At 69.2% G+C, this 13,347-nt stretch carries 14 protein-coding genes; 3 read left to right on the top strand and 11 right to left on the bottom strand.

What is annotated here, in order from left to right; all coding sequences use genetic code 11:
- Entirely contained in the window at nucleotides 1-147 is a 147-nt protein-coding gene (locus ACQPWU_RS23705) for a hypothetical protein (RefSeq protein WP_433443632.1), read from the bottom strand.
- Nucleotides 148-315: 168 nt separating this feature from the next.
- Nucleotides 316-909 (bottom strand): GNAT family N-acetyltransferase, encoded by a 594-nt coding sequence (locus ACQPWU_RS23700; protein ID WP_433443630.1) that lies wholly within the window; start codon nucleotides 907-909, stop codon nucleotides 316-318.
- Nucleotides 910-972: 63 nt separating this feature from the next.
- Here ACQPWU_RS23700 and ACQPWU_RS23695 point away from each other — a divergent pair, with 63 nt between their 5' ends.
- A complete protein-coding gene (locus tag ACQPWU_RS23695) occupies nucleotides 973-1,215 on the top strand; it encodes a hypothetical protein (protein ID WP_433443628.1) in 243 nt (80 codons plus the stop codon).
- A gap of 133 nt (nucleotides 1,216-1,348) precedes the next feature.
- On the top strand, nucleotides 1,349-3,274 hold the full coding sequence (locus tag ACQPWU_RS23690; RefSeq protein ID WP_433443626.1) for an exo-alpha-sialidase: 1,926 nt from the start codon (nucleotides 1,349-1,351) through the stop codon (nucleotides 3,272-3,274).
- Between the two features lie 120 nt (nucleotides 3,275-3,394).
- Here the strand turns inward: ACQPWU_RS23690 and ACQPWU_RS23685 are convergent, their stop codons facing one another.
- The gene (locus tag ACQPWU_RS23685; RefSeq protein ID WP_433443624.1) at nucleotides 3,395-4,327 is read right to left on the bottom strand and encodes a dihydrodipicolinate synthase family protein; all 933 of its coding nucleotides are present in this window, start codon (nucleotides 4,325-4,327) and stop codon (nucleotides 3,395-3,397) included.
- 184 nt (nucleotides 4,328-4,511) lie between these two features.
- On the opposite strand from ACQPWU_RS23685, the gene ACQPWU_RS23680 reads away from it, so the two are divergent.
- Nucleotides 4,512-5,198 carry a FadR/GntR family transcriptional regulator gene (locus ACQPWU_RS23680; RefSeq protein ID WP_433443622.1) on the top strand — a complete coding sequence of 229 codons (687 nt, stop codon included), beginning with the start codon at nucleotides 4,512-4,514 and terminating at the stop codon, nucleotides 5,196-5,198.
- Nucleotides 5,199-5,398: 200 nt separating this feature from the next.
- Here the strand turns inward: ACQPWU_RS23680 and ACQPWU_RS23675 are convergent, their stop codons facing one another.
- The 8 genes from ACQPWU_RS23675 to ACQPWU_RS23640 all read right to left on the bottom strand — a co-directional run bounded on the left by ACQPWU_RS23675 (nucleotide 5,399) and on the right by ACQPWU_RS23640 (nucleotide 12,746).
- The gene (locus ACQPWU_RS23675) at nucleotides 5,399-5,701 is read right to left on the bottom strand and encodes a four-helix bundle copper-binding protein (protein WP_360700803.1); all 303 of its coding nucleotides are present in this window, start codon (nucleotides 5,699-5,701) and stop codon (nucleotides 5,399-5,401) included.
- 205 nt (nucleotides 5,702-5,906) lie between these two features.
- Nucleotides 5,907-6,824 (bottom strand): ABC transporter substrate-binding protein, encoded by a 918-nt coding sequence (locus tag ACQPWU_RS23670; RefSeq protein WP_433443620.1) that lies wholly within the window; start codon nucleotides 6,822-6,824, stop codon nucleotides 5,907-5,909.
- Nucleotides 6,824-7,996: an LLM class flavin-dependent oxidoreductase gene (locus ACQPWU_RS23665; RefSeq protein ID WP_433443617.1), complete on the bottom strand. Its 1,173-nt coding sequence runs from the start codon at nucleotides 7,994-7,996 to the stop codon at nucleotides 6,824-6,826. The genes ACQPWU_RS23670 and ACQPWU_RS23665 overlap by 1 nt, the downstream gene beginning before the upstream one ends.
- Nucleotides 7,986-9,050, bottom strand: coding sequence for an LLM class flavin-dependent oxidoreductase (locus ACQPWU_RS23660; protein ID WP_433443615.1), 1,065 nt, complete (start codon nucleotides 9,048-9,050; stop codon nucleotides 7,986-7,988). The genes ACQPWU_RS23665 and ACQPWU_RS23660 overlap by 11 nt, the downstream gene beginning before the upstream one ends.
- Nucleotides 9,050-10,135, bottom strand: coding sequence for an ABC transporter substrate-binding protein (locus ACQPWU_RS23655; protein ID WP_433443613.1), 1,086 nt, complete (start codon nucleotides 10,133-10,135; stop codon nucleotides 9,050-9,052). Before ACQPWU_RS23655 ends, ACQPWU_RS23660 begins: the two co-directional genes overlap by 1 nt.
- A 13-nt stretch (nucleotides 10,136-10,148) precedes the next feature.
- Nucleotides 10,149-10,931, bottom strand: coding sequence for an ABC transporter ATP-binding protein (locus tag ACQPWU_RS23650; RefSeq protein WP_433443610.1), 783 nt, complete (start codon nucleotides 10,929-10,931; stop codon nucleotides 10,149-10,151).
- Between the two features lie 13 nt (nucleotides 10,932-10,944).
- Nucleotides 10,945-11,799 (bottom strand): ABC transporter permease, encoded by an 855-nt coding sequence (locus ACQPWU_RS23645; protein ID WP_433443608.1) that lies wholly within the window; start codon nucleotides 11,797-11,799, stop codon nucleotides 10,945-10,947.
- A 20-nt stretch (nucleotides 11,800-11,819) separates the two neighbouring features.
- Complete coding sequence (locus ACQPWU_RS23640) at nucleotides 11,820-12,746, bottom strand: NrtA/SsuA/CpmA family ABC transporter substrate-binding protein (protein WP_433443605.1); 927 nt, start codon at nucleotides 12,744-12,746, stop codon at nucleotides 11,820-11,822.
- Nucleotides 12,747-13,347 lie beyond the last annotated feature (601 nt).

Raw genomic sequence — 13,347 nt, 5'->3', positions numbered from 1 at the left:
CTAGGCCCCGCTCTTGGAGAGCTTGTTAACACCACCGAACGGGGGCTTGCCGGGGTTGTCCGGTTGTTCCGTGCCGCCGTACTCGGCCGCGGGCACCTCGGTGCAGTCGTTCTTGATCCAATCGGTGCGCTGGGACCGGCCCATCATGGGGCCACCCCCGAGGACGTACCTCAGTTCCACCGCCTTTGCGCCTGCCGAAAATCTCATCCATGCAGTTCAAGCGTCCCTATCCCTCATCGGCAACAACCGCAGCGCGGCAAAGGCATTCGTGACAGTCAGATAGGCACACAGGACATCTTCGTCTGGCTCGCAGCGTCACAGCACTGGCGAGACGTCGTCGTCGACTTCGGCGTGGGTGCGTACATGCAGGTGCCCGTCGAGCGGATACGTGGGCGGTGCCGCGGGCAGGACTACGTCGAGCTCGTAGCGGCTTTTCTGCGCCACGCGGCACGACGCCGGGTTGTCCACTTGGTGCAGTAGTTCAAGGCGTTCCAGCCCGTCAGCGCCGAAGGTGTCGAAGGCCCATCGGGTCACAACCTCCAATGCCCCGGCGGCGACACCCCGTCCTCGGGCGTGCGCCACCGTCCAGTAGCCGACCTCGGCGGACGGTTTCCCCGGTGCGACATCCCTGAGGACAATATTGCCCACCACCTGGCGGAAGGCCGGCCTGGGGTGCGCGTCAAGGATGGCGAAGCTGAACCGCTTCCCCGTCGCCCAGCCTCGCTGTTGGGCTCGTACCCACCGCAGCCCGTCGGCCTCGGTTTCCACCCGCGAACTCGTCCAGCGACGTAGAGCAGGATCTCGATACGCCGCAACGACCGCGGCCACGTCCTCCACGCCCCACGGGCGAAGCACAAGTGCGGGTCTGGCCGGCATCGCGGCGGCATTGAGCATCACGGAAGCTTTCACCGGCTGATGATATGCAGGATCACCGGGTGCTTTCCTCGTCGTCAACAGACACTGCCTGCCGGCGTGGCAGCGGCAGACAAGTCAAGGGAAGATCCAGATATCGGACCAACCGGGCCAACTGCTGCACCAGTATGGCCGTCTGCCGAGCTGTACGGCCAGCACACGCAGGCGGCCGGCCAGGAGTTCGCCAAGGACGCGGTGGACCGGGCCTTCGAGCTGACCCAGGGACAACCATGGCTGGTCAACGCCCTCGCCCACGTGATCATCGTCGAGCCCAGAAGGTCAGCTGCCCTGCACCAGTTCTGACACCGGACACGCTGTTATGAGCCGGGCAACGCATTCGCCTCACTGGCGAACATTCTACGTTCACTATCTGTTAAACATCCCACGTTGGACGTAGGATGTCCCGAAATCTTCTCCTGTCAGGAAGGGCGAGGACATGCGCGATGGTTATCCCCCGGAGGGCCGTACCGGGCGCCGCTCCCGGCGCCGCCGCCGGGCGGGCGCCGTGATGGTGCTCGCCGGCTTACTCGTCAGCGTGTTCGGCGCGCCGGCGACCGCGGCGCCGGTGGAGACCTTCGAGGCCGGAGTGACTGCTGACACCGCACCATTCGTGGACGAGCAGGTGCTCTACAAGCAGGGCGACTTCGGATACGGCTGCTTCCGGATCCCCGCCGTGGTGCGGGCCACGAACGGCATGCTCCTGGCCTTCGCCGAGGGGCGGGTGAAGGACTGCGGCGACGACGAGGACATCGACCTCGTGCTGCGCCGTTCCGCCGACGGCGGGCGGACCTGGGGACCACTGCAGGTGGTCTCGGAGGGCAACGGCACGACCCACGGCAACCCGGTGCCGATCGTTGACGAGCGTACCGGGCGGGTCGTGCTGGTGAGCACCCACAATGGTGCGGAGCCGTGCCCGAACGGCTGTGACCGCGACCCCTGGGTGCAGTTCAGTGACGACCATGGGGCGACCTGGTCGGCCGCCAGGGAGATGACCGAGGGCAAGCGTCCGGAGTGGAACTTCTGGTACGCCACCGGCCCGATGCACGGCATCCAGCTCAAGCGCGGCCCGCACGCCGGCCGGCTGGTCGTCGGGGCGAGTTTCGAAAGCTGGGACCGGGTCGGCAAGCACGTCTACGGCACGCACCTGCTCTACAGCGACGACAGCGGGGTGACCTGGAACATCGGCGCCGAGACGTTCCGCGACGACGGCACGGTCATCGCCCAGGAGGTCACCGTCGTCGAGCTCACCGACGGGCGGATCTACGCCTCGGCCCGCGAGCGCGGCACCGACGAGGGCAGCCGGGCGTACGCGACCAGCAGCGACAGCGGCGAGACGTGGGACGCGCCGTTCCGCACCATGCCGGCGCTGGCGACGACCGACGTCCAGGCGTCGCTGCTGCGGTTCAGCGAAGAGCGCATCCTCTTCTCCTCGCCGATGCACCCGGGCGCCCGGGAAGCGATGGGGATCCGGTCGTCCTACGACGAGGGGCGCAGCTTCGAGACCTGGGATGAGGGCAAGGTCTTCTACTGGGGGCCGTCGGCGTACTCGGACATGGTGCGTCTGGACGGCGACGAGGCGGCCCTGATGTACGAGGCCGGCAACATCACGCCGTACGAGCAGATCCGGTTCGCGCGGTTCAACGAGGCCTACCTGGAGACGCCGAACGGCACCCCGCCTGGCATCCCCGGTCCCCCGGCGCCCGGCCCGACGACGCCGGACGAGTCGCCGTACCGCAACGCGGCGTATGTCCGCGGTGGTGCGCAGGTCACCGACGGGCGGTTCGGCAACGGGCTGGCCCTGGACCGGGTGGACGACCGGGTGGAGGTGGCGTTCAACGACTCCATCGACCTCGGCGCGAAGGACTTCACGCTGACCTCCTGGATCCGGTACTCGGAGCAGACCGGCGCGCACACGATCCTCTGGTTCCACCGGGTGAACCGGGGCACCAACCCGCCGGCGCTGTGGCTGCGGGCCGAACCGGCCAGCAACCGCATCCGGGCGGTCCTCACCGTCGACCGGTTCAACGTGACCGTACAGTCGCCGAGCGCGTACAACGACGGGCAGTGGCACTTCGTGGCGCTCCAGCGGGTACGTGGCGAGCTCCGGCTCCTGGTGGACGGCGTGCAGGTCTCGTCGGCGGCGGCGCCGGCCGGTTCACTGACCCTCGGCAAGGAGTTCGGGCTCGAGGGCATCCACATCGGACAGCGGATTGACGGTGTGGACCGCTTCCGCGGGACGCTCGACGAGGTACGCGTCTACCGGCGCGCCCTCGCCGACGCCGAGCTGGACCTGATCCGAGAGAGGAACCTCCCGATCGGCGGTCGGCTTGGGCTGCGGCTGCCGTTCGATCACGTCGGCTAAGGGGACACCAATCGCTTGGCGATGGCGCTCGCGGGTCCCGGTGGGCGTCATCGTACGCGCTTTGACGGTATCTGAGATTACCGGGCAGCCGAAGGACGTCCTACGTCCTGTGGGTGCCCGCTACTCCCCTGGGAAGAGCTCGGGCAGTTGTGCCCGGGCCAGTGGCCTGAGCCGCACGGCGAGCGAGGCGTCGACCGAGTCGTACGGCCACCTGACCCGAGTGCCGATGTCGGCCCAATCGCCGAGGTGGGCCAGGAATTTGTCCAGCGCGGCGTTGGCGTACCCGCTGCGCTGCAGAGGCTGGACATGCGCGGCGAAGAACTCGCGGATCCGTTGCTCCACATCGAGCGCGGCATCGGGTTGAGCGACCATCATCCGCTGCCATGCCATGGCGCCGGCCGGGCTGAGGGCGGCGATGTTCGAGTAGGAGCCGGCGGCGCCGTGCCGCCGTCCGGTCGCCAGGTCGTGGCCGGCGACGAAGACGGCGAGGCCGGCCGCGTGGCGCTCCATCTCCGCGTACCACCGCGCGTCACCGCCGGCCACCTTGATCCCGATGACCCCGGGAACCTCGCGGCGGATCACCGGATACAGGTCGGCCGGCACCTGCGTCTTGGCGTGCGGCGGGTTGTACAGCACGAGCGGCACCGGGTCGGCGGCGGCCGCGACGCGGCCCAGGAAGCGAACCACCTCACGGCGCGACAGCGGCAGCCAGTCCGGCAGCGTCACCTGGATCGCACCGGGACGGAGCGCCCGCGCACGGACCACCCTGGCCAGGCAGGTCTGCGCGCTCATATGGCCGGCGCCGATCTGGAACGGCAGCCCGTGCCGTTCGCACTGCTCGGCCAGCAGAGCGTTGACGCGGTCGTACTCGTCCTCGCCGAGCGCGTGGAACTCGCCCGCGGTGCCGTGCGCGTACAGGCCGTCGAGCCCCACGGCGACGAGCACGTCCAACGCCGCCTCAAGGCGTGCCCAGTCGATCGACTCGTCGTCCCGGATGGGCAGCAGGACCGTACCCCAGGTGCCGCCAAGCGCCCCCGGCGTCAACGTCTCCACGGCACCCCGCTATCAGATCGGTAAAATATAGGACATCCTATGTCCGCAAACGAGCGTGCGAACAAGCCATGTCCGTCCGGCGGGCCATCTGTGTCGTCGACGTAAACTTTCCTGCCCCGGCTGGCCTTCCGGGACCGAGAGGTGGGATGTTTGACGCAAGGTCTTCGACGAGCCTGGAGGTGGCATGCCTACACGTGACGGCGCGTCGCTTCAGGAGCGCATCGTCGCCCTGATCCACGAGCGCGGACTGGCCCCCGGGGCACCGATGCCGACCGAAGTGCAATTGATGGAGCTGCTCGGGGCGAGCCGCAACAGCGTCCGCGAGGCCGTACGGGCCCTGCGGGCGTTGGGCATCGTCGAGATCCGGCACGGTCATGGGACGTTCGTCGGGCACGCGTCGCTCGACGTACTGACCCCGTCGTTTGCCTTCCGGGTGCGTTCGGGGCCGGGCGGGATCCGCGCGCTGAACGATCTGGTCGAGGTCCGCGAGCTGCTCGAGACCGGGCTGATCGGCCAGGTGGCCCAGAGCACCAGCGCCCCCCGGCTCGCCGCGTTGGACGCCCTGGCCAATGGCATGGATCGGGACCGGGAAGCCGATCGGGCGTTCCACGCGCTGCTGTACGAGTCGTGCGGCAACGAACTGGTGCTGCAGCTGATCGGCCTGTTCTGGGACGTCTACCACGAGGTCGAGCCGACGCTCGGCCCGCCGGAGGAGCGGACCGCGGAGATCGCCGTCAACCACCGCCGGATCGTGGCGGCGCTTCGCGCTCGGGACGCCGAGGCCGCCCGGGAGGCGATGCGGCTGCACTTCCGCGACGTCAAGGCGCGCATCGCGCGGGCGGAGGCCCAGCCGGCATCCGCGCCGACCTGACCCGGCCGTACCCGGCCGACGGCAGCGAGGTGCTCCTCCGGGGCGGACCCTGCTCGGGTCCGCGGTCCCGAAGGTTGGGGCAGGGCACGCGCGCCGCCGATGACCTGGTTACGGCGCTTGGCGCGGTACAGGGTCCCAGCCGATGCCCTTTCGCGATGATCGGAAAAAGGCACCGGCCGGGACCCGGCCGGGCAGGCCTCTCAGGCCGGCATGGCCGCCATGGCCTTGCACGCGTCGGCACAGGCCTTGCACTTCTCGGCACAGCGCTTCATCGTCGAGTCCTCGCTCATGGCCATGCACGCCTCGGCGCACTTGGTGGCCACCTGGGCACACATCCGGGCCATCTCCATCGCCATCGGGGACTGGCGCATCATCATGTCCGCGCACAGGCGGGTGATGTCGGAACAGTCCATGAGCGCGCCCATCATCGCCATGTCGACATGGCGGCCACCCTGCTTCAGGCAGTAGCTCATGGTCTGCTCGCAGGAGCTGTGACTCTCCATGCATGCGTCGATGCATCGCTGCATCTCAGGACTCAGCTGTCCCTCAGCTCGCATTGTTCCTCCCCTATCGACGACCGCTCCCATATCGGGCCGCGGTCTTAAGGTCGGATACCCCAATTCGGACAGAAAGGACGGAAAAGGTCGGAAGCTTTGGCGCACGATGACAGGTTCGTTGAGACCGGGGGCCTGGTACGCCACCCGTGCGTTACGGAACCCGAGCCGCTTCCACCAGTCGGGCGATCTCGGGGAGAACGGCCTCGGCTACGGTGATCTTCCGGTCGATCAGGCCGCTGGCGTGGAAGAGATCTGCGGCGCGCTGCTGCTCGGCGACGAAGTCCTCGCTGACGGGGTGCAGCCCGAACGGACGGTGGCGCAGGGCATGTTCCCAGGCGTCGACATCCCCGCCGTCGTCCGCGGCGAACAACTCCGCCGCGGCCCGGTAGTTCTGCTGGATCCAGGCGTCGGACTCCTGGAGGGCGGCGACGATGGCGGCGAGCTCTTCGGGGTGCCGCTCGGCGAAGTCACGGCGGGTGAACCAGAGCGAGCGGTGGCTGAACAGTCCGTCCGTGGCGACGAGGTCCCGGGTGGTGGCTACCTGCTCGACGCGGGTGAGGGCCGGGTACGAACCGACCCATGCGTCCACTGCGCGGTCCAGGAACAGCTGGGCGGCGTCCCCGTACGCGTCGACCGGCTCGATGTCCTTCCACGTCAGCCCTGCCCGGTCGAGGGCGAACAGCAGGAGCGTGGTCTGCCAGGAGCCATGCCCGAGCGCGACCCGCTTGCCCTTGAGATCCGCCGGCGAGTTGATCGGGGAGTCTTCGTGCACGACCAGCCGGCCGTTCTCATGACGCGAGCCGGAGACCGCGACGTACACGATGTCGTGCCCCTTGCCCTGCGCGGTGACCGGAGGCGTGGAGCCGGTGCCGATGAAGTCGTAGCCGCCGTCGAAAAGACGGTCGCCGTGCACGGAGGGCAGCCCCTCGGTCGGGGCGGGACGGTCACCCTGCGGGAGACTGCGCAGGTCCACCCACTCCACCTCGGGCAGGGAACGCTCCAGAATGCCCCGGTGCCGCAGCACCCAGAGCGAGTTGTTGTTGGGGAAGTAACCGACGCGAACGCTCATCAGATGGATCCTTTCGTTACCGTTACCGGGGACTGCGAGAAGTTCTGGCGGAGGTCGTGACCGCGGAGCAGCGGAAGCACCTCTTCGCCGACGCGGTACGCCTCTTCGAGGTGTGGCACCCCGGCGAGGATGAAGGCGTCGACGCCGATGCCGATCAGCTCGTCGAGCCGCTCGGCGACCTGCTGGTAACTGCCGACGAGTCCGAACGCGGGACCGCCGCGGAGCAGGTGGAAGCCGCCCCAGACGTTGGGCGACACCTCCAGTTCCCGGTAGTCGCGTACCGGCCAGGAGACGAACGACTGGCTGCGCAGCCACCCGACGGAGTCGCCGTCCGCGCTGCGCAGCGCCGCCGGGTCGACGTGTGCCCAGCCGCGCCGGATCTCCTCCCATGCCGCCTGCTCGGTCTCGCGGGCGAGCACGTCGATGCGTACGGCGAACTTCGGAGCCCGCCCGATCGCGGTGCTGTGCTCGCGAACCTGGGCGAACTTGGCCGCCAACGCGGGGAAGGGCTCGAGCCACGACAGGTAGTAGTCAGCGTGCCGGCCCGCCGCCTCGATCGCGGCCTTGGACGAGCCGGAGAAGTAGATCTCCGGGAAGGGCTGCCGCGCGAGCGGCTCGGGCAGCCCCGCCCCCTCGACCTGGTAGAAGCGGCCCTGGTAATCGAACGGGCCACCGCTCCATACGCCCTTGAGCACGTCGAGGAACTCCGAGGTACGGGCGTACCGGTCATCGTGGTCGACCCGATCGCCCCACCACAGCTGGGCGGGACCGCCGCCCCCCGAGATGATGTTGTAGACGACCCGCCCGCCGGTCGCCCGCTGCAGGCTCGCCGACATCCGAGCCGCCTGCACCGGATGGAGGAAGCCCGGCTGGTAGGCGATCATGAAACGGTAGGTGGTGGTCTCACGGGCCAGGGCCGCGGCCGCGGCCCACGGATCGTCGGTGAAGGGGAACGACGGCAGCAGGCCGCCGACGAACCCGGAGCTTTCCGAGGCCCTGGCAACATCGGCCATGTGCTCGACGTACGAGTACCCGTCGCGGCGGCCGTTTCGCACCCCGGGAGTGAGGCTGCCCGGCACTACCGGCGCCCACTCCCCTCGGCTGGACACCCGGCGCCGCAGCGACTGCTGGTCACCGTGGGTGCCGATCCGCCAGTAGATGTCAATGGGCATGCTCGATCTCCTTAGCGAACAGCGGCAGCAGCCGCTCGCCCAGCCGGTAGGTCTCCTCGATGTGCGGCCGCGATTCCAGGACGAAGGTGGTGACACCCTGGTCGAGGTAGCCGCGGAGTCCGGCTGCGACGGTTTCGTACGAGCCGACCAGGCCGAACGGGCCGGAATCGGCGATCCGGCCGAACCCTCCCCACAGGCGGGTACGCGGGTCCGGGTCAGGCAGGCCCTCCCCCACGCCGCCGGCGAGGTCCCACAACCGGCGGGCCTCCGCCCACGCCTCGTCGTCGTCATCCCGTGCCAGGACGGGAAGCCGCAGGCCGTACTCGACGGGACGCCCTTCCTGCGCCGACTGTGCGGCCAGTTCGCCGACGCCGGTCTCGACGTCCTGGTCCGCGGTGAACAGGTGCACGTCGGCGTGGCGTGCCGAAAGTGCCAGCGCCTCCGGCGAGGTGCCGGTCAGGTAGAGGCGAGGGAACGGCAGGCCCGAGTTCGGTGACTGGAAGCCACCCGCGAGCACCTGGTAGAAGCGACCCTCGTACGTGTAGCCCTCCTCGTGCCACACGCCCTTGGCCACGGTGAGGAACTCCTCGGCCCGCGCGTATCGGTCCGCGCCCCGGAGGAAGTCCCCCTGCGATCGTGCGACGGCCGGGTCGAGATCGACGTCGAGCTGCCAGCCGAGCCGGTTGTCGGTGAACCGCTGGAGGGAGGCGGAGAACTTGGCCGCGTAGACGGGTGTGGCGATCCCGGGGTGGAACCCGGCCACGACACGCAGGTGACGGCTCTGTCTGAGCAGGCCGGCGGCGACCACCAGGGACTCCTCACCGGCGGGATCGAACGGCACCAACGCTCCGCCGATCGCCGCTGTCTCCGCGGCCCGGCCGATCTGGGCGAGGTGGTCGAACGGGCCGAGGGCGCCGGGCCGCAGATCGGTGACGAACGGGGGCAGGGGGCGGCGGCGGGCACCGGGCTGCCACTCCCCTCGGTCCCGCCGCAGTGGGTCACGCCCGTCGCCCCGGGTCGGCACCGTGACCAGGAAGTCCGGGTACGCCGCCATCACGCCACCGCCCCGGCGGCCGCAGTTGAGGAGTCGCTCAGTGCTGGGCCCTGCTGACCGCTCTGCGCCGCCGAGGTGTCGAGACGCTCGCGGGCCAATGCGAGTGGTTCGCGGGCAACCCACGCGTCGAGGTCCACGTCAGCGTCGAGGAAGCCGTGTACCAGCAGGAAGTCTTTCTGGATGCGCAGCAGGTCAAGCCGCTCCCGCGACAGGTCAGGGTGGAGCGAGTGGTGGAAGTCGCCCCGGTAGGCGGTGGCCACGGCGTCCGCCCCGGACCGCGTCTCGCCGGCGAGGATCTCGCGTACCCGGTCGAGGTTGTCCCGCGCCCAGTCGGCCGCGCGCAGCGTCTGGGTCAGGAACCCGATGACCAGATCGGGGTACTCGTCCAGGAGCCGTTCGTGCACGGTGATCGGCCTGGGGGTGCCGTTGTTCACTCTGGTACGGCGGTCGGGGTGCGCGTCCAGGTCGACGGCGACGACGGCCCCGATCTCCTTGGCCTGCTCCGCGGCTCGGGCCCCCTTGGCGTACACGGCGTCCACCTCGCCGCGGGCCAACTCGGCGATGCCCGGCCAGGAGAACGCCCGGACGCCCGCGTCCCGGCCGACCGACGGGCTCAACTGCGCGGTCACCTCCACGAACGTGACGTCGTCGAGGGTCAGCCCGCCCTGCGACAGTGCGCCCTTGATCCCGTGCAGGGCCATCGCGCGGGGGAAACTCCTGGCCCGGGTCTCGGCCCACGCGGGTAGCGCGACCCGCGCACCGGCCAAGTCCGCGGCGCCGAGGATGCCGGAGCCGGCCCGGACCAGGATGGACTGCCACTCCTCGATCCAGGTCAGTCCGATCAGCCGAGTCGGGGCGCCCGCCGACCGGGCCGCCAGCGCGGGCACGTTGCCGCCCTCCCTGAACAGCCCCAGAAGCTGATGATCGAAATGGTGCTCGGCCAGCTCCGGTCCCGCGTCCTGAAGGATGCCGACGTCCAGTCCGGCCACCTGGAACTCCTCCGCCAGCCAGCCCTGGTTGTGTGCGAGGCCGCTGGCAGTGGGGACAGGGCAGCGGGTGTACCAGATCTTGTCTATGGATGACATGAGACTCCTACGTCTACGTCGAAGCGATGCGAGGTGAATCCGGGAACGACGTCCGGGGCTGGTGAGAGGCCGGGACGACGCCCAGGTGGCTCAGGAACAGCCGGCGGTAGTCGACGAAAGAAGGGCTGTCGCGGTCCCGGGGGTGGGGCAGGCCGATCGTCTGGTCGACGGCCAGCGTCCCGTCCCGCAACACTGCGACCCGGTCCGCCAGCCGTACGGCCTCATCCACGTCGTGCGTGACGAGGACGACCGCCGGACGGTGCCGCGCGCAGAGCTCCGCGACCAACTCCTGCATCTGGAGCCGGGTCAGCGCGTCCAACGCGGCGAACGGCTCGTCGAGCAGGAGCACCTCCGGATCGCGGACCAGGGCTCTGGCGAGGGCCACCCGCTGCGCCTCTCCGCCGGAGAGGGTCGCGGGCCAGGCCCCGCCGTACCCGTCCAGCCCGACCTCGGCCAGAGCCCGGCGCCCCGGGTCCCGGGCGGCGGCCGGGAGTCCGAGGGTGACGTTGGCGAGCACCTTTCTGGCCGGGATGAGCCGGGGTTCCTGGTAGACCGTCGTACGGCGGCGGGCCGCCAGCACGGTGCCGGCGTCCGGGACCTCCAGGCCCGCCAGGATGCGGAGGAGGGTGGTCTTCCCGGTGCCGCTCGGGCCGAGGAGGGCGAAGAACTCGCCCCTGCGGATCTCCAGGTCGACCCCGGACAGCACGCTCTTCGCGCCGAAGGCCTTGTGCAGCCCGCTGATCTGTACGGCCAGGTCGTCGTCGGCGTGCTGCTTGCCGAACGTCGGCTCAGTCATCGCGACCTCCTGCTCATCGGGCGACCACGTGCCGGCGCCAGGGCATGGCCAGACGCTCCGCCAGCCGGATCGCACCGTCGAAGATCAGTCCGAGGCCGGCGTAGATGAGGATGCAGAGCACCATGTAATCGGGCCTGAAGTACTGCTGGGCCAGCGTGACCAGGTAGCCGATGCCCTCGGTCGCTCCGATCTGCTCGGCCGCGATCAGTCCGGTGAGCGAGACCGACAGGCAGATGCGCAGCGCCATCAGGATGTTGGGCAGCGCGCTCGGAATGATGACACCGAGCGCCAGCCGATGACCGCGCAGGCCGAAGCCACGCGCCGCCTCGACGACCTTGCGATCTACGTTCCTGACACCGAGGTAGGTGTAGGTGTACATCGGGATGGCCGCCGACACCGCGATCAGGACGATCTTGAAAGTCTCGTTGACCCCGAACCAGGAGATGAACAGCGGGACGAGAGCGAGAAACGGAACAGCCCGCATCATCTGCATGGTCGGATCGACCAGTTCCTCGCCCAGTGCCGAGATTCCGGCGGCGGCACCGAGCAGCAGGCCGATCCCGCCGCCGACGAGCACGCCCAGCCCGGCCCGGTGCGCGGAGGCGAGCAGGTAGTCGGTGAGCTGGCCGGTCGCGATCAGCTCGCGCAAGGCGCCGACGACGGAGGACGGGGCGGCCAGCACGTCCGGTGGGATGCGTCCGCTGCTCGACCCGTACCACCAGGCGATGAGCAGCAGCAGCGGCACGCTGATACGCACGCCCGCCGACAGCACCGGAGCGCGACGCCTGCTACCGAGATACCTGGGGGTCTCCAGGTCGGGCGGAGTTCCGAGGCCCAGCCGTCCTTCTGTCTCAACTGACTTGTGCACCTTCTCCATGGTCATGGCCGTCACCCGGCCGAAGCCGGCGACGGTGATCCCGCTGCCGCCTTCAGGTCGAAGAGAACGTTCGCCGGGTCGACGGCCGCGGACACCACGCCGTACTTACGGAACAGGCCGGCCACCTGCTGGAGGTTGGCGCCGTCGTCCTTGGTGGCGTAGCGAGGGATGTTCGCGTACTTGGCCGTGGCGATGTTCTGCGCCAGTCGCGCGCCGCTCACAGCCGTCGGCCCCTGATCGAGGAACACGTTCTCGAACTTCTCCGGCGTCTTCTTGGCCTCCTCGGTCAACTCCTGCAGGACCTGGAGATAGACGCGGACCGCCTCGGGGTGCTGTTCGAGCAGTTCGCTGCGCGCGGCGAGAATGCTCAGGTCCTTGTCGTCCAGATCGCGGCCATGCACGATCACCCGGGCGCCCTTGGCCACTGCCTCGGGGTAGGCCTTGACGATCGCCCACCAGGCGTCCACCTTGCCCGTCGCGAAGGCCGCGGCCCCCTGGTCGGGGTTGAGGTAGACGCGCTTGACCTGGTCGACCGGAACCCCGGCCTTCTCCAGGGCGACCAGCAGCAGATACTCGCCCTTGCCGCCCTTGTTCACCGCGACCTGCTTGCCGGCCAGGTCCTTCACGGACTTGATCGGGCTGTCGGGCCGTACTACCAGGCCATCGGTCTGCGGCGCGGACGGATCGGTGATCGGGTCGGTGACCGAGAAGATCTTGATGTCCGGGCTGTTCGCCAGGTAGCCGACGGCCGGCGAGATGGCGCCCGCGAGGACGTTCACCGATCCCGAGCGCACCGCGTCGATGGTCGCGGTGAAGGAGGCGTAGGAGCCGCCCCACTCGACAGACGCGCCGACAGCCTCGAGCCGTTTCTCCAGGATGCCTTCACGTTTGGCGTAAGCGAGAGGCCCGGCGTTGCCCGGATCCTGCAACTTGAGCACCGCTCCCGCCCCGGCGGAGGACGAGGATCCGCCGTCGGCACCGATGTGCCGCAGGCGGCGGTCAGGCCGAAGAGCGAGACGGCCGAGGCCAGGACCGCGACATGCACGCGCCGACGAGATTTCCACATGACGATGACGAGCCCCTAACAGTGGGATGAAGCGACGAGCGAAACCGGCGGCGTGCGGCCACCGGACACGATGAGGTGCCCTTGATCTGGGGCGACCTGAGACATCTCCAGCACGGCGATGCGCGAGAGGGATCACCGCGCACTAACAGAGGCTGCTGTCCACGTACATGAAGTCGATCACGCGCCGGGCGGCCAGGATTACGTTTGGCACATTACCTATATTTCAAGTAGGTAATGTGGAAGTCAAGGAATGTCTCACGGTGTGAGATGTGGATGGCGCCTACCAGGAAGCACCCGGCCGTGTGAGCAGGTCCGCGACCGGCCTCGCTCCGTTCCAGGACGTGCGGATGCCGGTGGCGGCGCCGTGATCCGGCACGCGCGTGTTCTATCGTCTGTTGAGCGACTGCTGCCCGAAAGGACCCCCTTGCGCATGGAACACCGGTACGCCGTCGGCGACGGCCCGCGCTCGAACG

The sequence above is a fragment of the Nonomuraea sp. CA-141351 genome (assembly GCF_050944675.1).
Lineage (GTDB): Bacteria > Actinomycetota > Actinomycetes > Streptosporangiales > Streptosporangiaceae > Nonomuraea.
This window is presented reverse-complemented; position numbering and strand designations above follow the sequence as displayed.

What these genes read in the sequence shown, in the direction of transcription:
- ACQPWU_RS23690 (WP_433443626.1), top strand. Translation starts at nt 1,349, where the DNA reads ATGCGCGATGGTTATCCCCCGGAGGGCCGTACCGGGCGCCGCTCCCGG.
- ACQPWU_RS23660 (WP_433443615.1), bottom strand. Translation starts at nt 9,050, where the DNA reads ATGGCGGCGTACCCGGACTTCCTGGTCACGGTGCCGACCCGGGGCGAC.
- ACQPWU_RS23680 (WP_433443622.1), top strand. Translation starts at nt 4,512, where the DNA reads ATGCCTACACGTGACGGCGCGTCGCTTCAGGAGCGCATCGTCGCCCTG.
- ACQPWU_RS23665 (WP_433443617.1), bottom strand. Translation starts at nt 7,996, where the DNA reads ATGCCCATTGACATCTACTGGCGGATCGGCACCCACGGTGACCAGCAG.
- ACQPWU_RS23675 (WP_360700803.1), bottom strand. Translation starts at nt 5,701, where the DNA reads ATGGAGAGTCACAGCTCCTGCGAGCAGACCATGAGCTACTGCCTGAAG.
- ACQPWU_RS23705 (WP_433443632.1), bottom strand. Translation starts at nt 147, where the DNA reads ATGATGGGCCGGTCCCAGCGCACCGATTGGATCAAGAACGACTGCACC.
- ACQPWU_RS23655 (WP_433443613.1), bottom strand. Translation starts at nt 10,135, where the DNA reads ATGTCATCCATAGACAAGATCTGGTACACCCGCTGCCCTGTCCCCACT.
- ACQPWU_RS23650 (WP_433443610.1), bottom strand. Translation starts at nt 10,931, where the DNA reads ATGACTGAGCCGACGTTCGGCAAGCAGCACGCCGACGACGACCTGGCC.
- ACQPWU_RS23670 (WP_433443620.1), bottom strand. Translation starts at nt 6,824, where the DNA reads ATGAGCGTTCGCGTCGGTTACTTCCCCAACAACAACTCGCTCTGGGTG.